The organism is Escherichia sp. MOD1-EC6819, assembly GCF_002965765.1.
Classification (GTDB): domain Bacteria; phylum Pseudomonadota; class Gammaproteobacteria; order Enterobacterales; family Enterobacteriaceae; genus Escherichia; species Escherichia ruysiae.
Genome location: NZ_PTRG01000009.1, coordinates 95,282 through 118,151 on the forward strand (window position 1 = coordinate 95,282; position 22,870 = coordinate 118,151).

General features: G+C 52.7%; 23 protein-coding genes. 5 read left to right on the forward strand and 18 right to left on the reverse strand.

Annotated features, from left to right (window positions below; all coding sequences use genetic code 11):
- Nucleotides 1-11 precede the first annotated feature (11 nt).
- From fabH to yceD, 4 genes are all read right to left on the reverse strand, one after another.
- Entirely contained in the window at nt 12-965 is a 954-nt protein-coding gene (gene fabH, locus A7Z06_RS14335; RefSeq protein WP_000288127.1) for a beta-ketoacyl-ACP synthase III, read from the reverse strand.
- A gap of 67 nt (nt 966-1,032) precedes the next feature.
- The gene (gene plsX / locus A7Z06_RS14340; RefSeq protein ID WP_085460621.1) at nt 1,033-2,103 is read right to left on the reverse strand and encodes a phosphate acyltransferase PlsX; all 1,071 of its coding nucleotides are present in this window, start codon (nt 2,101-2,103) and stop codon (nt 1,033-1,035) included.
- Between the two features lie 80 nt (nt 2,104-2,183).
- Nucleotides 2,184-2,357 (reverse strand): 50S ribosomal protein L32, encoded by a 174-nt coding sequence (gene rpmF / locus A7Z06_RS14345; protein WP_000290727.1) that lies wholly within the window; start codon nt 2,355-2,357, stop codon nt 2,184-2,186.
- Nucleotides 2,358-2,408: 51 nt separating this feature from the next.
- Nucleotides 2,409-2,930 (reverse strand): 23S rRNA accumulation protein YceD, encoded by a 522-nt coding sequence (yceD, locus tag A7Z06_RS14350; RefSeq protein ID WP_001174481.1) that lies wholly within the window; start codon nt 2,928-2,930, stop codon nt 2,409-2,411.
- A 198-nt stretch (nt 2,931-3,128) separates the two neighbouring features.
- Between yceD and yceF the strand changes: the two genes are divergently transcribed.
- Nucleotides 3,129-3,713: a 7-methyl-GTP pyrophosphatase gene (gene yceF, locus A7Z06_RS14355; RefSeq protein ID WP_010345602.1), complete on the forward strand. Its 585-nt coding sequence runs from the start codon at nt 3,129-3,131 to the stop codon at nt 3,711-3,713.
- A 102-nt stretch (nt 3,714-3,815) separates the two neighbouring features.
- Here yceF and rluC read toward each other — a convergent pair whose 3' ends face one another.
- Nucleotides 3,816-4,775, reverse strand: a complete 960-nt coding sequence (gene rluC / locus A7Z06_RS14360; protein WP_024165114.1) for a 23S rRNA pseudouridine(955/2504/2580) synthase RluC — start codon at nt 4,773-4,775, stop codon at nt 3,816-3,818.
- 572 nt (nt 4,776-5,347) lie between these two features.
- On the opposite strand from rluC, the gene rne reads away from it, so the two are divergent.
- Nucleotides 5,348-8,533: a ribonuclease E gene (gene rne / locus A7Z06_RS14370; protein WP_000827349.1), complete on the forward strand. Its 3,186-nt coding sequence runs from the start codon at nt 5,348-5,350 to the stop codon at nt 8,531-8,533.
- 195 nt (nt 8,534-8,728) lie between these two features.
- On the opposite strand, the gene flgL is transcribed toward rne, so the two are convergent.
- The 11 genes from flgL to flgB all read right to left on the reverse strand — a co-directional run bounded on the left by flgL (nt 8,729) and on the right by flgB (nt 18,659).
- The gene (gene flgL / locus A7Z06_RS14375; RefSeq protein WP_105279473.1) at nt 8,729-9,682 is read right to left on the reverse strand and encodes a flagellar hook-associated protein FlgL; all 954 of its coding nucleotides are present in this window, start codon (nt 9,680-9,682) and stop codon (nt 8,729-8,731) included.
- 12 nt (nt 9,683-9,694) lie between these two features.
- Nucleotides 9,695-11,338, reverse strand: a complete 1,644-nt coding sequence (gene flgK / locus A7Z06_RS14380; protein ID WP_000096512.1) for a flagellar hook-associated protein FlgK — start codon at nt 11,336-11,338, stop codon at nt 9,695-9,697.
- Between the two features lie 65 nt (nt 11,339-11,403).
- Nucleotides 11,404-12,345 (reverse strand): flagellar assembly peptidoglycan hydrolase FlgJ, encoded by a 942-nt coding sequence (gene flgJ / locus A7Z06_RS14385; RefSeq protein WP_010345608.1) that lies wholly within the window; start codon nt 12,343-12,345, stop codon nt 11,404-11,406.
- The gene (flgI, locus tag A7Z06_RS14390; protein ID WP_000589295.1) at nt 12,345-13,442 is read right to left on the reverse strand and encodes a flagellar basal body P-ring protein FlgI; all 1,098 of its coding nucleotides are present in this window, start codon (nt 13,440-13,442) and stop codon (nt 12,345-12,347) included. The genes flgJ and flgI overlap by 1 nt, the downstream gene beginning before the upstream one ends.
- An 11-nt stretch (nt 13,443-13,453) precedes the next feature.
- Complete coding sequence (gene flgH / locus A7Z06_RS14395) at nt 13,454-14,152, reverse strand: flagellar basal body L-ring protein FlgH (protein WP_010345611.1); 699 nt, start codon at nt 14,150-14,152, stop codon at nt 13,454-13,456.
- A 50-nt stretch (nt 14,153-14,202) separates the two neighbouring features.
- A complete protein-coding gene (flgG, locus tag A7Z06_RS14400) occupies nt 14,203-14,985 on the reverse strand; it encodes a flagellar basal-body rod protein FlgG (RefSeq protein ID WP_000625837.1) in 783 nt (260 codons plus the stop codon).
- A gap of 137 nt (nt 14,986-15,122) precedes the next feature.
- Nucleotides 15,123-15,878 carry a flagellar basal-body rod protein FlgF gene (gene flgF, locus A7Z06_RS14405; RefSeq protein WP_000349350.1) on the reverse strand — a complete coding sequence of 252 codons (756 nt, stop codon included), beginning with the start codon at nt 15,876-15,878 and terminating at the stop codon, nt 15,123-15,125.
- A gap of 19 nt (nt 15,879-15,897) precedes the next feature.
- Nucleotides 15,898-17,103, reverse strand: coding sequence for a flagellar hook protein FlgE (gene flgE, locus A7Z06_RS14410; RefSeq protein ID WP_000885864.1), 1,206 nt, complete (start codon nt 17,101-17,103; stop codon nt 15,898-15,900).
- Between the two features lie 24 nt (nt 17,104-17,127).
- Nucleotides 17,128-17,823, reverse strand: a complete 696-nt coding sequence (flgD, locus tag A7Z06_RS14415) for a flagellar hook assembly protein FlgD (RefSeq protein ID WP_000020458.1) — start codon at nt 17,821-17,823, stop codon at nt 17,128-17,130.
- A gap of 11 nt (nt 17,824-17,834) precedes the next feature.
- On the reverse strand, nt 17,835-18,239 hold the full coding sequence (flgC, locus tag A7Z06_RS14420; RefSeq protein WP_001196460.1) for a flagellar basal body rod protein FlgC: 405 nt from the start codon (nt 18,237-18,239) through the stop codon (nt 17,835-17,837).
- 3 nt (nt 18,240-18,242) lie between these two features.
- Nucleotides 18,243-18,659: a flagellar basal body rod protein FlgB gene (flgB, locus tag A7Z06_RS14425; protein WP_000884706.1), complete on the reverse strand. Its 417-nt coding sequence runs from the start codon at nt 18,657-18,659 to the stop codon at nt 18,243-18,245.
- Nucleotides 18,660-18,812: 153 nt separating this feature from the next.
- On the opposite strand from flgB, the gene flgA reads away from it, so the two are divergent.
- The 3 genes from flgA (at nt 18,813) to flgN (ending at nt 20,262) form a co-directional block, all read left to right on the forward strand.
- Nucleotides 18,813-19,472, forward strand: coding sequence for a flagellar basal body P-ring formation chaperone FlgA (gene flgA, locus A7Z06_RS14430; RefSeq protein ID WP_000880637.1), 660 nt, complete (start codon nt 18,813-18,815; stop codon nt 19,470-19,472).
- Between the two features lie 75 nt (nt 19,473-19,547).
- Nucleotides 19,548-19,841, forward strand: coding sequence for a flagellar biosynthesis anti-sigma factor FlgM (gene flgM, locus A7Z06_RS14435; RefSeq protein ID WP_000020870.1), 294 nt, complete (start codon nt 19,548-19,550; stop codon nt 19,839-19,841).
- 4 nt (nt 19,842-19,845) lie between these two features.
- Nucleotides 19,846-20,262 (forward strand): flagella biosynthesis chaperone FlgN, encoded by a 417-nt coding sequence (gene flgN, locus A7Z06_RS14440; RefSeq protein ID WP_000197371.1) that lies wholly within the window; start codon nt 19,846-19,848, stop codon nt 20,260-20,262.
- A 39-nt stretch (nt 20,263-20,301) separates the two neighbouring features.
- Here flgN and murJ read toward each other — a convergent pair whose 3' ends face one another.
- Nucleotides 20,302-21,837 (reverse strand): murein biosynthesis integral membrane protein MurJ, encoded by a 1,536-nt coding sequence (murJ, locus tag A7Z06_RS14445; RefSeq protein WP_001050689.1) that lies wholly within the window; start codon nt 21,835-21,837, stop codon nt 20,302-20,304.
- 109 nt (nt 21,838-21,946) lie between these two features.
- Nucleotides 21,947-22,870 (reverse strand): Gfo/Idh/MocA family protein, encoded by a 924-nt coding sequence (locus A7Z06_RS14450; RefSeq protein ID WP_000736172.1) that lies wholly within the window; start codon nt 22,868-22,870, stop codon nt 21,947-21,949.

Sequence of the window (22,870 nt, forward strand, 5' to 3'; positions counted from 1 at the left end):
AAATCCTTATCCTAGAAACGAACCAGCGCGGAGCCCCAGGTGAACCCACCGCCAAAGGCTTCAAGCAGAACCAACTGCCCAGGCTTAATGCGCCCGTCGCGTACAGCTTCATCCAGCGCGCACGGGACAGAAGCGGCAGAAGTATTACCGTGGCGATCCAGCGTCACCACGACATTGTCCATCGACATGCCGAGTTTTTTCGCCGTTGCGCTGATAATACGCAGGTTCGCCTGATGCGGAACCAGCCAGTCCAGTTGGGAACGATCAAGATTATTCGCCGCCAGCGTCTCATCAACGATGTGCGCCAACTCGGTTACTGCAACCTTGAAGACTTCGTTGCCCGCCATGGTCAGATGAATTGAATTTTCTGGATTCACACGGTCGGCATTAGGCAACGTCAGCAATTCACCATAGCTGCCATCAGCATGAAGATGCGTTGAGATAATTCCTGGCTCTTCAGAGGCAGCCAGCACTGCAGCGCCCGCGCCATCGCCAAAAATGATAATGGTCCCGCGATCTGTTGGATCGCAGGTGCGCGCCAGTACATCGGAACCGACAACCAGAGCATACTTCACCGCACCAGATTTCACGTATTGATCGGCTACGCTCAACGCGTAGGTGAAACCTGCACATGCTGCGGCAACGTCAAACGCCGGGCAACCTTTAATGCCCAACATGCTTTGAATCTGACATGCTGCGCTCGGAAAAGCGTGCGTAGCAGAAGTCGTTGCCACAACGATCAGCCCAATCTGGTCTTTATCGATGCCAGCCATCTCAATTGCGCGTGTCGCCGCTTCAAAACCCATGGTTGAAACGGTTTCGTTTGGCGCGGCAATGTGGCGTTCGCGGATGCCTGTACGAGTGACAATCCACTCGTCAGAGGTATCCACCATTTTTTCCAGATCGGCGTTTGTCCGCACTTGTTCGGGCAGATAGCTGCCAGTACCAATAATCTTCGTATACATGTACGCTCAGTCACTTTTCGGTTATATACCGTCACTTGCAAACTGCGAGTTCGCTGGCAGCGTCCTGCTACCGCAGAGATCCGCTTTTGCCACCGTCCAACAGCTCAAAACCAGCTGGGTATACAGATTCCAGGCGAGCGGCAATTCGCTGAGGAACTTGTCGCTGCACCGCCTGCACTGCCTGTTCAATCGCGACCGCAAAAGCTCGCTGATTGGCTGCACCATGACTTTTTATCACCGTGCCGCGCAATCCTAACAGACAGGCGCCGTTATACTGGTCGGGGTTGAGGTGACTGAATCGCCTCGTCAGGCTCTTTTGTAGCCAACGCTTTAATAACAGTAGCCACCACGACCGTTTTTTCCCTTCTCCCTGAGATTTCAGCAGAGAAAGGAACATCCTGACAACACCTTCCATCGTCTTTAATGTGACATTTCCTGTAAAGCCGTCACAGACCAGCACATCTGTCTTGCCAGTTAATAACTCATTGGCTTCAAGATAGCCGATATAGTTGATAGAAGGGATTGTTTTAAGCACCGCTGAGGCATCCCGAATACTGTCGAGACCCTTTACTTCTTCTTCACCAATATTGAGCAACGCCACGCGAGGATTGGGAATTCCCACCACCTCTTCAGCCAAAACTGAGCCCATAATGGCAAATTGCACCAACATTGTGCTGTCACAATCGACGTTGGCTCCTAAATCGAGAACCACCGTTTTGCCCTTTTGTTGATGCGGTAACACCGTCACCAACGCCGGGCGCTCAATCCCCTCCAGGGGCTTGAGTAATAATTTAGCCAGCCCCATCAGCGCCCCGGTATTGCCAGCACTGACACAGGCTTGCGCTCGACCTTCTTTCACCAGTTCCAGCGCCACGCGCATTGAGCTACCGCGACTGGCGCGGATAGCTTGCGAAGGCCGGGCATCACTGGCGATAACTGACTGCGCAGGAATAATCTGCAAACGAGAACGTTGTTCGAAGTCAGCTTTAGCAAGTAATGGCGTGATGGCGTCGGGATTACCGACTAAAAGAAGAGTGAGTTGCGAATTAGAGTTCAGTGCCTGCAAAGCTGCAGGCACTGTCACAGAAGGGCCAAAATCGCCCCCCATGACATCTAACGCCAGGGTTAGACGTGTCAAGGTATCGTCGCCGCCCGGTTTGGTCTTTCCCCAGTTGCCTGGGGAAAATCCTCACTAAGCTTCATCACGCAGATGCGTGATTACTTAGCGATGACCTTGCGGCCACGGTAGTAACCGTCGGCAGTGATGTGGTGACGCAGGTGTTTTTCACCAGAAGTTTTGTCTACAGACAGGCTGGTGACTGCGGTCAGCGCGTCATGGGAACGACGCATGCCACGTTTGGAACGGGTTGGTTTATTCTGTTGTACGGCCATGGACCTTACTCCTCAATTACGGTTTATCCCCGATCCAACGGGGAGCACCAATTACTTACGCTTTAAGCTGGCTAATACGGCAAATGGGTTTGGCTTTTGCGCTTCTTCAGGCAGTTCACCAAAGACCATGTCCGCTTCGGACACTTCACAGTGTTCAGAATCATGCACCGGAACTACCGGCAAGGCGAGGATGATTTCATCTTCAACCATTGCAAGCAGATCGATTTCACCGAATTCGTTAACCTCAATCGGTTCATACGCTTCCGGCAGTGCTTCAGCCTGTTCGTCTGAACGCACAGGACTAAAACAGTACGTTGTGTAGACCTGATGAGTAAACGGCTTCCCGCAACGCTGACACTCGAGCGTTACCGTCACCTTCGCATCGCCGTTTAACACTGCGAGACGTTGGTTATCGATAGCGAACGACATGGAGCATTCCACATCACTGTCCACACTGACTACGGATTCGGCGACGCGCTCAACCTGATCAGGAGTATAGATACCCTGGTAATCAAGGCGTTTTTGAGCCGTACGAACCGGATCGAGAGTCAGGGGTAATTTTACCTTTTGCATAGGGCGCGCATATTAACTTTGTAACGTCATAGAGTCAAAGAAAAAGGCAGCCTGTGGTTGCCTTTTGCCAATAATTCGCACACATTGCGGGTTACTGCTTTATTTTCGTTCAGTGCTGATAACGAACATCAACCTGCAAAACGAAGCGCATAGTTTAAAATGGCTATCATCAATACGCTATATCTGATGGAAAAAAATATGTCTAAACTTATTTTAGCCTCCACTTCGCCCTGGCGCCGCGCCCTACTTGAAAAACTACAAATCTCTTTCGAATGTGCCGCCCCGGAGGTCGACGAAACCCCGCATAGCGATGAATCACCGCGCCAGCTGGTGCTCCGGCTGGCGCAAGAAAAAGCGCAATCCTTAGCGTCACGTTATCCCTCTCATTTAATTATTGGTTCAGACCAGGTGTGTGTTCTTGATGGGGAAATCACCGGTAAACCGTTAACGGAAGAAAATGCGCGTCTGCAATTACGCAAAGCCAGCGGCAATATTGTCACCTTCTATACTGGGCTGGCGCTATTTAATTCGGCGAACGGGCATCTGCAAACGGAAGTGGAACCTTTTGACGTTCATTTCCGCCACTTAAGCGAGGCGGAGATTGATAATTACGTGCGTAAGGAGCATCCCCTGCACTGCGCGGGTAGCTTTAAGAGTGAAGGATTTGGCATTACGCTGTTTGAGCGTTTAGAGGGGCGTGACCCTAACACGCTGGTTGGTTTACCGCTAATCGCGCTGTGTCAGATGTTACGTCGGGAAGGGAAAAACCCGCTGATGGGATAGTTGTTTGCGCCGGATGCGGTTACGTCGCATCCGGCAATCGGTGCTGGCGGCCTGATGCAGTATCAGGCCTACCGCCCATTATATCTGGCTTATATGCTTGTATTAACGCGCATTACGCAGTTTCTGCAAACAACGCTTCAGGCCATCATCCATCGGCGCTTCGATACGCATCACCTCACCCGTTCCCGGATGGGTAAACTTCAACGCTGCCGCATGCAGGAACAAACGTCTCAGCCCCGTTCCGGTCTCAGTGAGCTGTTGATCAAACTCACGATCGCCGTAACGATCATCAAAGGCAATCGGATGACCCGCATACTGTGTATGCACACGGATCTGATGAGTACGCCCTGTTACCGGGCTACAACGCACCAGGGTGGCAAATGCATAGCGTTCTTCCACTTTAAAGCGTGTTTCCGACGGTTTGCCTTCCTGACTGACACGCACGATACGTTCACCGCTTTGCAGAATATTCTTCAGCAGCGGAGCCTGGACACTCTTCACGTGTGACTGCCACTGACCGCGCACCAGCGCCAGATAATCTTTTTGCATCCCTTTTTCACGTAATTGCTCATGCAGAGAACGTAACGCCGAACGTTTTTTCGCTACCAGCAATACACCTGAAGTGTCCCGGTCGAGTCGATGCACCAGTTCAAGGAATCGCGCTTCCGGGCGCAACGCCCTCAGCCCTTCAATAACGCCGAAACTTAAACCACTGCCGCCATGCACCGCCGTACCTGAGGGTTTATTCAGCACCAGGATATGATCATCTTCATATAAGATGACGTCCGCCAGCGCCGCCACTTTTTGCAGATGCGGCGAAACGGCCTCTTCTTCCCGTTCAGCAACGCGAACCGGCGGAATACGCACTTCATCACCGGCTTCGAGTTTATATTCAGGCTTAATACGTTTTTTGTTCACCCGCACTTCGCCTTTACGCAAAATACGGTAAATCATACTTTTTGGTACGCCTTTCAATTGGGTGCGCAAAAAGTTGTCGATACGTTGCCCCGCTTCATCAGCGGTAATAGCAACGATTTTTACGGATGGAGTCTCTGTTTTCATGGTGGGCGATTCTAAATAGCCAACAGGATTCGCGCCACTCATTTTTCTATGCTTATATTTAGTTCTGCACCTTATTACTTCCCAGTGCAATCACTTAATTGATGGTTATTAGACCAATCGCCAGTAAGAAGTGAAAAAACTGTGAGTAAGTGGGTGATAAATGGTAAAAGTCATCTTGCTATAACAAGGCTTGCAGTGGAATAATGAGAACGTTTCCGTGTCCAACCTTGTTAAAACAAGAAATTTTACGGAATACCCCATTTTGCCCGACCGATCATCAACGCAGCAATGGCGTAAGACGTATTGATCTTTCAGGCAGTTAGCGGGCTGCGGGTTGCAGTCCTTACCGGTAGATGGAAATATTTCTGGAGAGTAATACCCAGTCTGTTTCTCTGATAATTGCGCTGTTTTTCCGCATGAAAAACGGGCAACCGACACTCTGCGCCTCTTTGAGCTGACGATAACCGTGAGGTTGGCGACGCGACTAGACACGAGGCCATCGGTTCACACCCGGAAAGGCGTTACTTTGCCCGCAGCTTAGTCGTCAATGTAAGAATAATGAGTAAGTTACGATGAAAAGAATGTTAATCAACGCAACTCAGCAGGAAGAGTTGCGCGTTGCCCTTGTAGATGGGCAGCGTCTGTATGATCTGGATATCGAAAGTCCAGGGCATGAACAGAAAAAGGCGAACATCTACAAAGGTAAAATCACCCGCATTGAACCGAGTCTGGAAGCTGCTTTTGTTGATTACGGCGCTGAACGTCACGGTTTCCTCCCACTAAAAGAAATTGCCCGCGAATATTTCCCTGCTAATTACAGTGCTCATGGCCGTCCTAACATTAAAGATGTGTTACGCGAAGGTCAGGAAGTCATTGTTCAGATCGATAAAGAAGAGCGCGGCAACAAAGGCGCGGCATTAACCACTTTTATCAGCCTGGCGGGTAGCTATCTGGTTCTGATGCCGAACAACCCGCGCGCGGGTGGCATTTCTCGCCGTATCGAAGGCGACGACCGTACCGAATTAAAAGAAGCACTGGCGAGCCTTGAACTGCCGGAAGGCATGGGGCTTATCGTGCGCACCGCTGGCGTCGGCAAATCTGCTGAGGCGCTGCAATGGGATTTAAGCTTCCGCCTGAAACACTGGGAAGCCATCAAAAAAGCCGCTGAAAGCCGCCCTGCTCCGTTCCTGATCCATCAGGAGAGCAATGTTATCGTTCGCGCATTCCGCGATTACTTACGCCAGGACATCGGCGAAATCCTTATCGACAATCCGAAAGTACTCGAACTGGCGCGTCAGCATATCGCCGCGTTGGGTCGCCCGGATTTCAGCAGCAAAATCAAACTGTACACGGGTGAAATTCCCCTGTTCAGCCACTACCAGATCGAATCGCAGATCGAGTCCGCCTTCCAGCGTGAAGTCCGTCTGCCGTCTGGTGGCTCCATTGTTATCGACAGCACCGAAGCGTTAACCGCCATCGACATCAACTCCGCGCGTGCAACTCGCGGCGGCGATATCGAAGAAACTGCATTTAACACTAACCTGGAAGCAGCCGATGAGATTGCTCGTCAGCTACGCCTGCGTGACCTCGGCGGTCTGATTGTTATCGACTTCATCGACATGACGCCTGTACGCCATCAGCGCGCGGTGGAAAACCGTCTGCGTGAAGCGGTACGTCAAGATCGTGCGCGTATTCAAATCAGCCATATTTCTCGCTTTGGCCTGCTCGAGATGTCCCGTCAGCGCCTGAGCCCGTCGCTGGGTGAATCCAGCCATCACGTCTGCCCGCGTTGCTCCGGTACTGGCACCGTGCGTGATAATGAATCCCTGTCGCTCTCTATTCTGCGTTTGATTGAAGAAGAAGCCCTGAAAGAGAACACCCAGGAAGTCCACGCCATTGTTCCTGTCCCTATTGCCTCTTACCTGCTGAACGAAAAACGTTCTGCGGTAAATGCAATTGAAACCCGTCAGGACGGCGTGCGCTGTGTGATTGTACCAAACGATCAGATGGAAACCCCGCACTACCACGTACTGCGCGTGCGTAAAGGGGAAGAGACGCCGACCTTAAGCTACATGCTGCCGAAGCTGCATGAAGAAGCAATGGCGCTGCCGTCAGAAGAAGAGTTTGCGGAGCGTAAACGTCCGGAACAACCTGCACTGGCGACTTTTGCCATGCCGGATGTGCCACCAGCTCCAGCCCCGGCAGAACCTGTAACGCCTGCGGCAGCCACAGCGCCTAAAGCCGCGCCGACAACACCTGCTGCTCCTGCACAACCAGGCCTGTTAAGCCGTCTCTTCAGCGCCCTGAAATCGCTGTTCAGCGGTGGTGAAGAAACCAAACCAACCGAGCAACCTGCACCAAAAGCAGAAACGAAACCGGAACGTCAACAGGATCGCCGTAAGCCTCGTCAGAACAATCGCCGTGACCGTAATGAGCGCCGCGACACGCGTAGCGAACGTACAGAGGGTAGCGATAATCGCGAAGAAAACCGTCGTAATCGTCGCCAGTCACAGCAGCAAACTGCCGAGACGCGTGAGAGCCGTCAGCAGGCTGATGTAACAGAAAAAGCGCGTACCACCGACGAGCAGCAAACACCGCGTCGTGAGCGTAGTCGTCGCCGTAACGATGATAAACGTCAGGTACAACAAGAAGCGAAGGCACTGAATGTTGAGGAGCAATCTGTTCAGGAAACTGAACAGGAGGAGCGTGTACGTCCGGTTCAACCGCGTCGTAAACAGCGCCAGCTAAATCAAAAAGTGCGTTACGAGCAAAGCGTTGCGGAAGAAGTGGTAGCCGCTCCGGTGGTTGAAGAAACCGTCGCCGCCGAACCTGTTATGCAGGAAGCGTCTGCCCAACGTACTGAACTGGTGAAAGTACCATTGCCAGTCGTTGCACAAACTGCGCCGGAACAACAAGAAGATAACAATGTCGATAACCGTGACAACGGCGGTATGCCGCGTCGTTCTCGTCGCTCGCCTCGCCATCTGCGCGTGAGTGGTCAGCGTCGTCGTCGCTATCGTGACGAGCGTTATCCGGTTCAGTCACCAATGCCGTTAACCGTAGCGTGTGCGTCTCCGGAACTGGCCTCTGGCAAAGTCTGGATCCGCTATCCGGTTGTACGTCCACAAGATGTACAGGTTGAAGAGCAACGCGAACAGGAAGAAGTACAGATGCAGCCGATGGTGACTGAAGTCCCTGTCGCCGCCGCTGTCGAACCTGTCGTTGCCGCGCCGGTTATTGAAGAAGTGACCGAAACTATAGAAGCACCGGTTCCGGTTGCACAAGCGCAACCGGAAGTGGTTGAAACGACGCATCCTGAAGTGATTGCCGCAGCGGTAACTGAACAGCCACAGGTGATTGCCGAGGCTGATGTTGCTGTAGCGCAGGACGTTGCAGAACACGCGGAACCGGTAGTTGAACCGCAGGAAGAGACGGCAGATATTGAAGAAGTTGCCGAAACTGCCGAGGTTGTAGTTGCCGAACCTGAAGTTGTCGCTCAACCTGCCGCACCTGTGGTCGCTGAAGTCGCAGCAGAAGTTGAAACGGTAGCCGCTGTTGAACCTGAGATTACCGTTGAGCATAACCACGCTACCGCACCGATGACACGCGCTCCGGCACCGGAATATGTTCCGGAAGCACCGCGTCACAGTGACTGGCAGCGCCCTACTTTTGCCTTCGAAGGTAAAGGTGCCGCAGGTGGTCATACGGCAACGCATCATGCCTCTGCCGCTCCTGCGCGTCCGCAACCTGTTGAGTAATCATTAGCTCAAAGTAATCAAGCCCTGGCAACCGCCGGGGCTTTTTATTTCATCTTTGAATCAACATATTCAAATTCATCAAATGGCATTCTTGCTAGCCAACTACTCAAATCAGGCAAAAAAAATGCCCGCCCCGGCGATCCCAGAGCAGGCAGACAAAACATACCCAGTTTCATGATATGTTTGAAAAAGTGCTTATTTGTTGAGCTGGAAAAGCGATAACCCCTGCATATCAGTAAACGCTTTGTACGACGCCTGCAACGCCGTTTGCTGCATGATGTAAGATGAAATAGTCGCATTCCAGTCCACATCAACCAAATCACTCATCTGCTGCGTTTGGCCTAAAGCGCGATCGCTACCTAAAGAATCCAGCGACTCCAGCTCGTTCAGCTGCGTACCTAATTCCGCGCGTACGGTGAGCACATTATTCAGCGAGTTTTTCAGGCCACGGTTGGTTTTATCTAACGCCGCAGCGGAGGTTTCTTGATCCGCTTCACTATCCGCAACCGGTGTTTTAAGCGCAGCGATGGCGCTATCCAGCATGGCAAAAAGATTGGTTTCAGAATCGCTACCGTCTGGTTCCGCTACTGCATTACTGGTAATGCTATTAAAAATTTTGTCGCCGGTATGCCCTATCACCATCGAACGCGAAGCATCTACCTGTTGCTTAATACTTTCTGTTCCGCCGACATATTTACCTTTCTCTTCGCTAAACGGCGCGGTTTCTGTTTTATAACCCGCAAAAATGTAGCGCCCGTTACCGTCAGTGGTATTCGCCAGATTCAACAACTGGTCACGGAACCCCTGAATATCCGTTGCCAGCGATGCCCGGTCATCGTCACTCAAGGTGCCGTTGCTGGCATAGACAATTTTCTCCTGAGCATTCTGGATAGCAGTGGTCACCTGGCTAAGCACACTCTCTTCCAGTGACACTTTTTGAGTCGCGAAAGTACGCGCCAGCGTGTACTGGCTGTTTTGCGCCTGCGCTTGTGAGAGCACTACGGCTTGTGATGCAGCAATGGGATCATCTGAAGGGTTAACGACTCGCTTACCCGTCGACATCTGTTCGCCGTACTTCATCCATTTCGCCTGAGAACTGGTGATACCGCGCATGTTCTGCTGGTACATCATTTGAGTACTGAAACGCATTTTTTCTCTCCCTTAGCGAATGTTAATCAGCGCATCAAAAATGGCGTTCGCCGTCTGCAAAACCTGCGCATTCGCCAGGTAATACTGCTGAAAGCGTTGCAGGTTGCCGTACTCTTCGTCGAGGTTGACGCCGGAAATAGATTGCTGCTGATTAGAAAGTTGCGTTACCACATTACCTTGCGTGGTACTGCTAGTTTTCAACGTAGCGGTTTTATTACCGATGTCGCTGACCAACGAGGCATAGGCGTCGTTAAAGGATTTCGCCCCGCCCACCGTTTTACCGTTGTTTTGCAAATCCAGCAGCGCCTGACCATTGCGGTTGTCGCTCTCACCAGCCGTTTTATCACTCGCCATGGCGATTTCTGCTTCGTCGGTGATTAAAACATCCATATTGACGATGGCATCGCTTACCGGTTTCAGCGTAAAGCTGTCGTTAGCGACTGGTGTGCCAGTAAACGTCAACTCCAGACCATCAAACGTGACTTTACCGTCAGCATCCGGCGTCACCGGAAAAGTGGTATTGCTGGCAAGGCGGGTGACCTGCCACTGATCGTTGCTAAAGGAGATTTTGTAATCTGTCGCCAGCACGGCAGAGCCATCGGTCACGGTGGCGCTAATCGCGCTGTTACCCTGGTTTTTAGTATTCTCCAGTACAGCCGGCTTACCGATGGCAAAGAAATCCTGCCCTTCCTTACCATTGGCATCAAATCCCTTGTTATGTTGGGTATTGAAAGCCTCGGCAAATGCCAGCGCCAGTTGCCCGAGCGTATTGCGCGTCTGGTCAAGATCCTGAGAACGGAATGTCAGAATGCCGCCCAGCGACCCGGTATTCAGCAACTTCTCCGGGATCTCAATATTGCCTGCTGTCCCATCAACATAAGCGACAGTGGTACGAGAAGGATCGGCGCTGGACGGTACTGCCGCCAGCTGGCGCGCCGTACTACCTTGTACCAGCGAGTAACCATTGGCCATCGTGATGTTATAAGTGCCGCCATCCTGAACGCTGACTTCTACACCAACAATCTGGTTTAATTCACTCACCAGTTGATCGCGTTGATCCAGGAGATTGTTGGGTGACGCCCCTGCCCCCACACCTGTCAGGCGTGAAATTTGATCGTTCAGGCTGGCGATTTGTTTAGCGAAATTGTTGATCTGGTCAACGCTGGCACCTATCGCAATATTGACCTGTTTGTCCTGGTCGCGCAGATACTGATCGGTGGTTTTAAACTGATTCACCAGCCCTTCTGATTTACCAATCAGCGCCTGACGTGCTGCTGGATCTTCCGCGTTGCTGACCAGCGTTTGCAGACTGGTGAAGAAGTCCTGCATCTGTGTTGCCAGCGACGTGGTGCTGCCAGAGAGCATATTGTCGATTTTCGACATCTGCTCATAGCGGGAAGTCAGGCCGCTACTCTGGGTCTGCGCCGCACGTAACTGGTTGGTAATAAAGGCGTCGTACTCACGCTGTACGCCGGAAACGTAGACGCCATTGCCAACCCAGCCGCCTGCCCCCAGAGTGCTATTGGCCTGCGCCATAATGGTCGTTTGACGAGTATATCCGGCAACGTTATAGCTGGAAATATTATTACTCGCCGTATTTAACGCCGCCTGAGCCGCGTTAAGTCCGCTCATGGCGTTATTGATCAAGCTGGACATGGAGGTTCCTTATAAGCTTTCAATTACAGAGCATTATCGGCAGCGACCCGCCGGACTTGAGTTGTTCAGAACAGATTATCGATACTGATGTTGTAGGTCTTACTCACCTTGTCGCTTACCGATTTCATCTGTTGAATCATATTGGTGAGTTTGCGGGCATAATGAGGATCGGTAGCATAGCCCGCGTCCTGTAATACCTGCGCGCCCTGCTCGGCGCTTGTGGCGGTCGTCACGGCAGCGTAACGCGGATTACGCGTTAACAGTCCTACATAATCCGACAATGCTTCAAGATAAGAGCTGTAGACCCGAAACTTCGCCTTCACTTTCCTCGCTTCGCCGTTTTCATATTCGGTAGTGGTAATTTCAGTCACCGCCCCTTTCCAGTTGGCAGAGGCTTTGACGCCAAACAGGTTATAGCTTGGTTCACCATTTTCACGACGAATTTGCCGTTGACCCCAGCCTGATTCCAGCGCGGCCTGGGCGAGGATCAGATGATGTGGCACACCGCTTTGCTGGCTTGCCAGTTGGGCGGGCAATGAGAGTTGGGCGAGGAATGCTTTACTGTCACCTGGCAGCGAATCATCGTAGTTACGTGGCACGGCTTTTTGCACAAGCTGCGTGAGTGTCTGATTTTGATAACGCACCACGGTTTCGAGCGGGAATTTCATCGGTGCCGTTGGCGTCGCTTCATCTGGCAGTGGTTGTTCTGGCGTCATCTGTTTTACCATCATCTCCGCCAGTCCCAGACCTTTGCCCGCCGTCATCTGTTGGGCAATCTGCTGGTCATACATACTGGTGTAGAGGCGAGTGTGCTCACTACTGAACAGGCCATCTTTCGGTAGGGCTTCACGCATACTTTTCAGCATCATCTGCACGAACATCCCTTCCACCTGGCGGGCAACCGGACGAATATTTGCCGCCGGATCTTCGCCCGCTTTCGCTTTCAGATCGTTAAGCGATTGCGCATCCCAGGCGGCACTTGCCAGTAGTTTGCTGTCGCTAATCATCAGATGATTTCCAGTTTTGCCCGCAGACATCCCGCGCTTTGCATTGATTGCAGTATGGACATCAGATCCATCGGCGTAGCGCCCAGCGCATTGAGCGCGCGCACCACGTTATTGAGGCTGGCACTAGAACGTACGCTTTGCAGCGAACCGCCGCTCTGGCGTAAGTCGATCTGGGTTTGTGGCGTGACAACGGTCTGCCCGCCACCAAACGGTGTGTCTGGTTGACTCACGTTAACCTGACGATTTACCGTAACCGAGAGATTCCCCTGTGCTACCGCGCAACTGTCCAGCGTCACTTCACGATTCATCACCACTGAACCAGTACGCGAGTTAATAATCACTTTGGCGTCCTGCGGGATGACATTAACCTGCATATTCTGGATATCAGCAAGGAAACGCACCTGGGAACTGTTGCCACTCGGCACGCGTACCTGAATAGTCCGCGCATCTAACGCCGTCGCGTTACCGTATCCACGTGTGCGGTTGATGGTATCGGCAATTTCCTGCGCCATGGTGAAATCTTCCTCATTTAGCTGCAAATTGAGGGTATTGCCAGCGCCAAACTGGCTGGGCAATTCGCGCTCAATAATCGCACCATTAGTGATCCGTCCGCCGTTCAGTTGGTTAACCTGGACACTGCTGCCTCCCGCCGATGCGCCCGCACCGCCAACCAGAATGTTGCCCTGCGCCAGCGCATACACCTGGCTATCAACGCCCTTAAGCGGTGTCATCAACAACGTGCCGCCACGCAAACTTTTGGCATTCCCCATAGAAGAAACCACCACGTCGATGGTTTGCCCCTGGCGACCAAATGGCGGAAGCGACGCCGTCACCATTACCGCAGCCACGTTTTTGAGTTGCATATTAGTGCCAGTCGGAACGGTAATTCCCAACTGCGAGAGCATGTTATTAAGCGTTTGAGTGGTAAACGGCGTCTGGGTCGTCTGGTCGCCTGTACCATCCAGGCCAACGACCAGCCCATAACCGATCAGCGAGTTTTGCCGTACGCCCTGAACGCTGGTGAGATCGCGAATACGGTCGGCCTGCGCCACCGTCGCAACCAGCAAAAGAATGAACGCAGAGAGAAATTTAATCACTACAGCCTCACTTACATTGGCGACAGGTTAAGGAAGAAACGCTGTAACCAGCCCATATTTTGCGCTTCGTTAATGTAACCGTTACCCACGTACTCAATACGTGCATCCGCCACCTGAGTAGACGGTACGGTATTGCTGCCGCTGATGGTGCGTGGATTGACCACACCGGAGAAGCGAATAAACTCAGTGCCCTGATTAATGGCGATCTGTTTTTCGCCCACCACATGCAGGTTACCGTTGACCAGCACCTGATCGACCGTCACTGTTAATGTGCCGCTAAAGGTATTGCTGGCATTAGCACCGCCTTTACCGTTGAAACTATTGCCACCAGAGGCATCGACATCGGCGCGGGCGTTACCAAACAGCCCCTGCAAATAGCGCGGCACAGTATCAAAGCCAAAATTAGTTTTACCGTCACGGCTGGCATTCGCAGAGGAACTCTTGCTGGCGCTGACGTTCTCCTGCAACACAATGGTCAGCGTGTCACCAATATTGCGCGGTCGGCGATCTTCAAACAGCGGTTGATAGCCATAGTTAATCGGCTGGGCAGACTGAAAAATTGAACCGTTGGCAACGGGCGTCGGGCCGGGAACCGGCTGTGCACTGGTCGCCCCCTGCACCAGCGGCGTGGAGGGTATCCAGGCACAGCCGGATAGTGAAAGCACCAACAAGCTGGAAATGGCGTAAGTATGCACAGCGTTTTTTTGCATGGCTATCATCTCAAAATCAGTAAACCGGTGAGAGTCCCCACCGGTATGCCTTAGAGTTGCGTCAGTTTTTGCAGCATTTGATCGGTAGTGGATACCGCTTTACTGTTGATTTCGTAGGCGCGCTGTACCTGGATCATGTTGACCAGTTCTTCCGCCACGTTGACGTTAGATGTTTCAACATACCCTTGATACAACAGTCCTGCACCGTTCAGGCCTGGCGTGCTTTCATTCGGTGCACCGGAGGATTGCGTTTCGGTGTAGAGGTTTTCACCAATACTCTCCAGCCCGGTGTCGTTCATAAAGGTAGTGAGATTGAGTTGCCCAACCTGAACCGGCGCCGCCTGACCTTGCTGGGTAACGCTTACCACGCCATCACGACCAATGGTGATACTTAACGCATTCGCCGGAATGGTGATTGCTGGCTGCACCTGAAAGCCACCGGCCGTCACCAGTTGCCCGTTCTGATCCACCTGGAAAGAGCCGTCACGGGTATAGGCTGATGAGCCATCCGGTAACATGACCTGGAAAAAACCCTGCCCTTTGATGGCAACATCTTTGCTGTTATTGGTTTGCGACAGATTGCCCTGGCTGTGTAAACGTTCAGTGGCGACCGGACGCACACCGGTGCCAATTTGCAACCCGGATGGCAAGGTGGTTTGTTCGGAAGACTGTGCGCCAGGCTGGCGAATGGTTTGATAAAGCAGATCTTCAAACACCGCCCGCTGGCGCTTAAAACCGTTGGTGCTGACGTTTGCCAGGTTGTTGGCAATAACGTCCATATTGGTTTGCTGGGCGTCGAGACCCGTTTTGGCGATCCATAATGAACTGATCATAAAATATCCTGTGGTGGATTGCTGACAAGCAGAGCAAAAGCACGCGGCGGTGCGAATTCCCCCTCACCCTAACCCTCTCCCCAAAGGGGCGAGGGGATAGTCCGCGCGCTTTTATTGCAATGTCATCAATCGTTGAATTAACTCATCGACAGCAGTTGATTGGCACGCCCTGCGTTATCATCGACGCTGCTGATCACCTTCATCTGCATTTCAAAACGCCGCGCGCTGGCAATCATGTCGCTCATTGCCGAAACGGCATTGACGTTACTGCCTTCCAGTACGCCCGACATCACGCGCAACGTCGGGTCAGTCTGCAGCACCGTGCCACGCGTTGCCTGGCTTTCCGCACTTAAACGAAAAATACCATCATCACCACGCTGTACTTCACTGCCCGTGGCTTTCACCAGTTTCAGACGCCCCACTGGCGCGACGGTATTTGCCGGATCACCGGGATTCCGCGCCGAAATCGTGCCATCGGCGGCAATCGTGATTTCTGCCCCTTCCGGTACAGCAATCGGTCCCGCCTCGCCAATCACCGGATGCCCCTGAATCGTCAGTTGCCCGGTGGGATCAACCTGGATGCTGCCGTTACGCGTATACCCTTCGCTACCGTCAATAGTCTGCACGGCCAGCCAGCCGTCCTGCTGTAATGCGACGTCCAGCGGGCGCGAGGTGTAATCCATCTTGCCGGGAGTCATGTCTGCACCCGGCGTTGACGCCGTTACCAGCGTGCGCGTGGGCAGAGAAAGCCCTTCCACCGGCACCGCACGTAAGGCGTTTAACTGCGCGCGAAAACCCGGTGTCGAGACATTTGCCAGATTACTGGCGGTCACCGCCTGCTGATTCAGCGTCTGGCTGGCGGCGCCCATTGCGGTATAGATTGCGTGATCCATTGAGCTATTCCGTCAGCAATTAGCGTAAGTTAACCAGCGTGTTAAGGATCTGATCCTGGGTTTTGATGGTCTGAGCATTGGACTGATAGTTACGCTGGGCGACAATCATATTGACCAGTTCTTTGCTGAGATCGACGTTGGACGCTTCCAGCGCGCCGTTGGTCAGACTGCCAAAATTACCCGTTCCGGCAGTCCCCAGCAGCGCCACGCCAGAAGATTGCGTCGCAGACCAGACGTTATCGCCTTCGGAAGCCAGCCCTTCGTTGTTAGCGAAGTTTGCCAGCACAATCTGCCCCAGCAACTGGGTTTGTTCGTTGGAATAGTTACCGACTACCGTGCCGTCATCGTTGATTTGATAGCTCACCAAATCGCCAGGTTTGTAGCCATCCTGCGTGGTTGCCACAATGTTGTTTGCGCCGGTGTTTTGCTGCATAGAATTGAGGAAACTTAACGAGAATGAGGCAGGATCTGCGCCATTGATTGCGCCGGTGGTAATGTTCGCTGTCCCCCCCGAAGTCAATATGCCATTGGCATTAAACGCTAGCGTCGTTGCGTGGTTCGCTGTGCCTGTTGGATCACTGCTGTCCTGGGTGTAAACATCCCAGTTATTATCCCCGGTCTTCACAAAGTAGACGCTCATGTCATGAGCATTCCCCTGACTATCGAAAACAGTCACCGAGCCTTTTTTGTTATAGCTATCCGCATTACTGGCATCAAAGGTAGTCACCGACGGAAGCGGATCACTGGAGTTCAGGTTGATCTGCATCGACGCCGTGGTGGTGGTTTTTGCCGCCATCAAGGTATTTGGAATCGAAATATTGGTCGGATTCGCCCCTTGCTGAATGGTCGGCGGCGTGCCGGTTGCCGGATAACCTGTCAACTGTAAACCTTGCATATTCACCAGGTTGCGGTTTTCATCGAGTTTGAATTGCCCGTTACGGCTATAAAACACCGAGCCGTTGCTGTCTACCAGGCGAAAAAAACCGTTCTGGCTGATAGCAACGTCAAGACCACGTCCGGTATTGGTGGTCGTGCCATCGGTAAAATCCTGGGTGATGCCAGCAACTTTTACTCCCAGTCCCACTTTAGAACCCGCGAACATATCAGCAAATGAAGCCGTGCCGGATTTAAAGCCATAGGTGGCGGAGTTGGCGATATTGTTGCCAATGACATCGAGGTTGGTGGCGGCAGCGTTTAATCCGCTTACCGCTTGAGAAAAGGCCATGACTGACTCCTGAAATGTGAAGGCTTAGATTATCTGCCGTACTTCGTCGAGCGTGGTGGTGCCGTAAGTACCAAGATCCAGCGTATTCCCGTTGTTGCCGCGAATCACGCCCTGTACCAGAGCAAACTGCAGCGGTTGAGCCACTAACTGCGTACCACCGTTACTGGCGCTAATCGCCACGTTATAAGAACCATTTGGAGCGGTTGTGCCATCAGTTAACGTACCGTCCCAGGTGAAACTGTGGACGCCGGCGGTCAGTTCACCGATATCAATAGTGCGCACAACCGCGCCGTTTTTATCAGTGATAGTGGCAGTGACTTTGTCTGCCGCCTGTTGCAGTTCAACACCGAACGGTGTGGTCGTGGTTACCGCACCTTCTTCACTGCCGGTTCCGGCAAGAATAGTGGTGCCGGGGATCATCACACCGTGACCAATCAGGTTACTGGCCTGTAGCGACTGACTGTTGTCTATCTGCCCGGAAATCGAACCGAGCGTAGTATTGAGTTTTTCAATCCCACTGACCGTGCTGATTTGCGCCAGTTGCGACGTCAGCTCGTTGTTTTCCATTGGATTGGTCGGGTCCTGGTTTTTTAGTTGTGCCACCAGCAAGGTCAGAAAACTGCTTTGTAAATCTGCGGCGTTACTGCCCGTGATCGAACTACTGCTGGTAGTGCTGACGCCGGTATTTGTCGGATCGGTGGTGGTTACCGCAATGGACATGGCTTTCTCCTTTATTGACCGAGCGTGAGGGTTTTCAGCATCATGCTTTTCACCGTGTTAAGCACTTCCACGTTGGCCTGATAGCTGCGCGACGCCGACATGGTGTTAACCATCTCCCCGACAACATCAACGTTTGGCATTTTCACGTAGCCCTTCGCGTCCGCCAGCGGATTACCCGGCTCATAAACCAGTTTGTCCGGAGCCTGACTTTCAATAACATCGGCAACCTTTACGCCGCCCGTAGCAGCGCCTGGCGCGGCGTTCACCTGGAACACCACCTGTTTTGCCCGATAAGGTTGTCCGTCTGGGCCAGTCACACTGTCGGCATTAGCCAGATTACTGGCCGCCACGTTCAGACGCTGGGACTGAGCAGTTAACGCCGATCCGGCGATATCAAAAATATTCAGCAGTGCCATCCGTTAATTTCCGCTCTGTAAAACGTTCATCATGCCTTTGATTTGCCCACTCAACGCACTAAGGCTCATCTGGTATTGCAGGCTGTTATCGGCAAACTGGGTACGTTCGCGATCCATATCGACGGTATTGCCGTCCAGCGAAGGCTGATCCGGAATACGGTATTGCAGTTCTGTGGAAGGAGGCGTCAGCGCCTGCGCCGGAATGTGTTGCGTTGAGGTCATGGTCAGCGCAACCACGCTGGTTTCATCTCGTCCACGCTGCATCACTTTTTTAAGTTCACTGGCAAAATCTATATCGCGCGCCTGATAACCAGGGGTATCAGCATTGGCGATATTTGCCGCCAGCACTTCCTGACGCTGGGCGCGCAGATTGAGCGCCTCTTGTTGAAAACGTAAGGCGGCGTCGAGCTTATCGAGCATATCTCCTCCGCAGGTATCAAAATTCTGCCGTCAGCTTAAAGGCTTTACGCGCGCGTTATCGGCGGAATAAACGCAAAATGGGTCGCTATTTATGCCGTTGATGGTCACAACGCGCGGGTACAATTTGGCCTGTAGAAATGGCTGGAGGTGAAAATGCTGGCAATGAAGCGTTGTATGGTGATCATCGCGATACTGTTCAGTCCGCTGAGTGCGGCTGGCGATCTCACATCACAATTGCAAACCTTTTTTGCCGCACAACTGGCAGGGTTGAGTGATGAAGTCCGGGTCTCTATTCGTACTGCGCCCCATTTACTGCCTCCGTGTGAACAGCCATTGCTGTCGATGACCAGCAATTCCCGCCTGTGGGGCAATGTGAATGTGCTGGCGCGCTGCGGCAACAACAAACGATATTTGCAGGTTAATGTGCAGGCCACGGGAAATTATGTGGTTGCTGCGATGCCCGTTGTGCGTGGGGGAAAACTGGAATCTGGCAGTGTCAAACTAAAACACGGACGGCTGGATACCTTACCGCCGCGTACTGTACTGGATGTCAATCAACTTGTTGATGCCGTCAGCCTGCGCGATCTGGCGCCCGAACAGCCTGTACAGCTAACCATGCTGCGCCAGGCCTGGCGAGTCAAAGCCGGTCAACGCGTCAATGTGATTGCCAGCGGGGAGGGATTCAGCGCCAATGCTGAAGGTCAGGCACTGAACAATGCCGCCGTCGCGCAAAATGCTCGTGTCCGCATGGTGTCGGGTCAGGTGGTCAGTGGCGTGGTGGATGCTGATGGGAATATTCTTATAAACCTGTAAGCTGTTAAAGATTGACCGACTATTGCCGATAAATAAGCAACAAATGATAAAAGCGCCCTCAATGAGGAATAAACCATGAGTATTGACCGCACTTCACCTCTGAAGCCCGTAAGCACCGTTCAGCCACGCGAAAACACTGACGCGCCGGTAGCCAATACCCGCTCGACTAAAACGACCGCAGCCACCAGCACCAACGTCACGTTAAGCGATGCGCAGGCAAAATTGATGCAGCCAGGCAGCAGTGATATCAATCTTGAACGCGTAGAAGCGTTGAGACAGGCGATTCGTAACGGTGAGCTAAAAATGGATATCGGCAAAATTGCCGACGCGCTGATCAGCGAAGTACAACAAGACTTACTGAGTAAATAGGCTTATGACGCGTCTTGCAGAGATCCTCGACCAGATGTCCACAGTGCTTAACGAGCTTAAAATGGTGATGGATCAAGAGCAACAACATCTCTCTATGGGGCAGATCAACGGCAGCCAGTTGCAATGGACTACAGAACAAAAAAGCTCACAGCTGGCAACGCTGGATTACCTTGAGCAGTTACGTCGGCAAACACTGGATACTGTAAACAGCGACGAGATCACACAGCGATGGCAGGAAATTACCGTGAAAACGCAGCAACTGCGCCAGTTAAATCAACATAACGGCTGGCTTCTGGAAGGACAGATTGAGCGCAATCAACAGGCGCTGGAGATGCTGAAACCGCATCAGGAACCGACGCTGTACGGGGCTAACGGTCAAACCTCAACGTCCCATCGCGGCAGTAAAAAGATATCTATCTGAAGATTTTCTCCGGCCTGCAATGCAGGCCGGAACGCATTATTACACCGTCCGACGGGCAAACTCTTTAACTTTGAAGCCCAGCACCGCCAGCGCGGCAAAGTATGCCGCGATCCCCGCGACAACAACCGCCATCAAGCGTAGTAAACGCCAGGGCATAGTGCCCAATGACCACTCTGGCATGATGTGTAACATACCTAACAGCACGCCAGACATCACCAATACGGCTACCAACAAACGCAGCAGAAACGCAGTCCAGCCGGGCTGCGGGGTGAAGATTTTCTGCTTACGCAACTGCCAGTACAGCAGCGAAGCATTCAGGCAAGCCGCAAGACCAATGGAAAGCGACAATCCGGCATGTTTCAACGGGCCGATAAACGCCAGGTTCATCAATTGCGTCAGGATCAGCGTGACGATGGCTATTTTTACCGGTGTTTTAATGTCCTGTCGGGAATAAAAGCCCGGAGCCAGCACTTTCACCACAATCAGGCCAATCAAACCCACCGAGTAAGCAATTAACGCCCGCTGGGTCATCAGCGCATCAAAGGCGGTAAATTTACCGTATTGAAACAGTGAAACGGTCAACGGCCCGGAAAGGATACCCAGCGCCACCGCGCTTGGCAGCGCCAGCAAGAAACAAAGACGCAGCCCCCAGTCCATCAAGCGGTTGTATTCATCGTGATTGCCGCTGGCAAAACTTTTCGACAGCGACGGTAGCAAAATGGTGCCCAGCGCCACGCCCAGTACGCCAGACGGGAACTCCATTAAACGGTCGGCGTAATACATCCAGGACACAGAACCGGATGCCAAAAACGAAGCGAAAATGGTGTTAATGATCAAGGAGATCTGACTGACAGAGACGCCAAGAATCGCCGGTCCCATCTGTTTCACCACGCGCATCGCACCCGCATCGTGGAAGTTAATGCGTGGCAAAACCAACATGCCTATCTTCTTCAGGTGCGGTAGCTGATAAACCAGTTGCAGGATACCGCCCACCGTTACAGCCCACGCCAGCGCCAGCACAGGCGGATTAAAGTACGGCGCGGCAAACAGCGCAAAACCAATCATGCTGATGTTAAGTAACGTCGGGGCAAATGCCGGAATCGAAAAACGGTTCCAGGTATTGAGAATCGCCCCCACCAGCGACGCCAGGGAGATCAGCAAAATATAGGGAAAAGTAATCTGTAATAGCTGGGTAGTCAGGGCAAATTTGTCGGCAGTATCAGCAAAGCCCGGCGCGGTCACCATGATTACCCACGGCGCGGCGAGCATCCCGGCAACCGTCACAACCGCCAGCGCGAGTGTCAGCAGACCAGAAACATAAGAGACAAAGACCCGCGTGGCGTCTTCACCCTGCTTGCTTTTATATTCCGCCAGAATCGGCACAAATGCCTGGGAGAAGGCTCCTTCAGCAAAAATACGGCGCAACAAGTTAGGAAGTTTAAAAGCGACAAAAAAGGCGTCGGTTGCCATCCCTGCGCCAAAGATTCTGGCGACAATTGCGTCACGTGCGAAGCCAAGCACACGCGAAAACATGGTCATCGAGCTGACGGCGGCCAGCGATTTTAATAAATTCATCGGTGTTCTAATCCAGACCCACGGGCAAAACGCCTGCAAGGCAGGCGCTGAAAGAGGCGAATAGTCTACCTGGATTATGGTGAATTGCTACCGCCAGATGTTACAGGGTTTATTCACTCATCGCGTCGCGCCAGATCTTGTCAACGATGCGCTGCGCCAGCACCGCCTGTTCACCGGCGGTTTGCGGAACTGTCTGATTTTGCACGCACTCAATGAAGTGACGTGCGCAACCAACAAATCCACGCTGCTCAAGGGTACTCTGCCAGCCTGGAATCGGTTTATGCACTACCCCCTGCCCGCGCTCCTCACGCCATTCACGCATATCCGTAATGTCGATGAGCGCACCGTCAGTCACGGCCTGCACGGCTTCACGCTGACTTCCGGCACGGCGATGCATACTGGTGGTAATCTGCAAAGAACCCGCAGAAAAATGGTGCTCGGCAAATAGCATTTCGCCAGCGTCGTTAGTCAGTAGCGTGCCGCCATCCAGAGAGGCTTTACCGCCAGACAACCACAGCGCGGTATCCACCACATGCAGATAATCATCCAGCAACGTGAAATAAAGATCGTGCGGCCCGACACTATTGCTACGATGCTTATCCATTCTTAGCGAGGCCGCCGTAGCGAGTTGCGTTTTTAACTCACAGTAGAGAGGTGCGAAACGGCGGTTAAAACCGACCATCAGGGTGAGTTTTTTCCGTGCTGCCAGTTCCACCAGCCGCTCGGCATCACGCAGATTTTCCGCCAGCGGTTTATCAACACAAACATGCACCCCCGCATTTAACAGCGCACTGACAACCTCAAAGTGGCTGGCAGTGCTTGAATGCACGAAAACCGCATCGCAACTGGCGGCGAGGCTGGATAACGAATCAGCGTAGGGAATGCGCCAGCTTTCACAAACTGGCAGGGCTTTCTCACGCGTTGGCGACCACGCGCCTTGTAACGTCCAGTCTGATGCTGCCGCCAGCACCGGTAACCACGCTTTTTGCGCGATGCCGCCTAATCCCACTACGCCGATACGTAATTTTTTCAC

Coding starts and splice junctions, on each gene's coding strand:
- fabH (WP_000288127.1), bottom strand. CDS start 965: ATGTATACGAAGATTATTGGTACTGGCAGCTATCTGCCCGAACAAGTG.
- rpmF (WP_000290727.1), bottom strand. CDS start 2,357: ATGGCCGTACAACAGAATAAACCAACCCGTTCCAAACGTGGCATGCGT.
- yceD (WP_001174481.1), bottom strand. CDS start 2,930: ATGCAAAAGGTAAAATTACCCCTGACTCTCGATCCGGTTCGTACGGCT.
- yceF (WP_010345602.1), top strand. CDS start 3,129: ATGTCTAAACTTATTTTAGCCTCCACTTCGCCCTGGCGCCGCGCCCTA.
- rluC (WP_024165114.1), bottom strand. CDS start 4,775: ATGAAAACAGAGACTCCATCCGTAAAAATCGTTGCTATTACCGCTGAT.
- rne (WP_000827349.1), top strand. CDS start 5,348: ATGAAAAGAATGTTAATCAACGCAACTCAGCAGGAAGAGTTGCGCGTT.
- flgL (WP_105279473.1), bottom strand. CDS start 9,682: ATGCGTTTCAGTACTCAAATGATGTACCAGCAGAACATGCGCGGTATC.
- flgK (WP_000096512.1), bottom strand. CDS start 11,338: ATGTCCAGCTTGATCAATAACGCCATGAGCGGACTTAACGCGGCTCAG.
- flgJ (WP_010345608.1), bottom strand. CDS start 12,345: ATGATTAGCGACAGCAAACTACTGGCAAGTGCCGCCTGGGATGCGCAA.
- flgH (WP_010345611.1), bottom strand. CDS start 14,152: ATGCAAAAAAACGCTGTGCATACTTACGCCATTTCCAGCTTGTTGGTG.
- flgG (WP_000625837.1), bottom strand. CDS start 14,985: ATGATCAGTTCATTATGGATCGCCAAAACGGGTCTCGACGCCCAGCAA.
- flgF (WP_000349350.1), bottom strand. CDS start 15,878: ATGGATCACGCAATCTATACCGCAATGGGCGCCGCCAGCCAGACGCTG.
- flgE (WP_000885864.1), bottom strand. CDS start 17,103: ATGGCCTTTTCTCAAGCGGTAAGCGGATTAAACGCTGCCGCCACCAAC.
- flgD (WP_000020458.1), bottom strand. CDS start 17,823: ATGTCCATTGCGGTAACCACCACCGATCCGACAAATACCGGCGTCAGC.
- flgC (WP_001196460.1), bottom strand. CDS start 18,239: ATGGCACTGCTGAATATTTTTGATATCGCCGGATCGGCGTTAACTGCT.
- flgB (WP_000884706.1), bottom strand. CDS start 18,659: ATGCTCGATAAGCTCGACGCCGCCTTACGTTTTCAACAAGAGGCGCTC.
- flgA (WP_000880637.1), top strand. CDS start 18,813: ATGCTGGCAATGAAGCGTTGTATGGTGATCATCGCGATACTGTTCAGT.
- flgM (WP_000020870.1), top strand. CDS start 19,548: ATGAGTATTGACCGCACTTCACCTCTGAAGCCCGTAAGCACCGTTCAG.
- flgN (WP_000197371.1), top strand. CDS start 19,846: ATGACGCGTCTTGCAGAGATCCTCGACCAGATGTCCACAGTGCTTAAC.
- murJ (WP_001050689.1), bottom strand. CDS start 21,837: ATGAATTTATTAAAATCGCTGGCCGCCGTCAGCTCGATGACCATGTTT.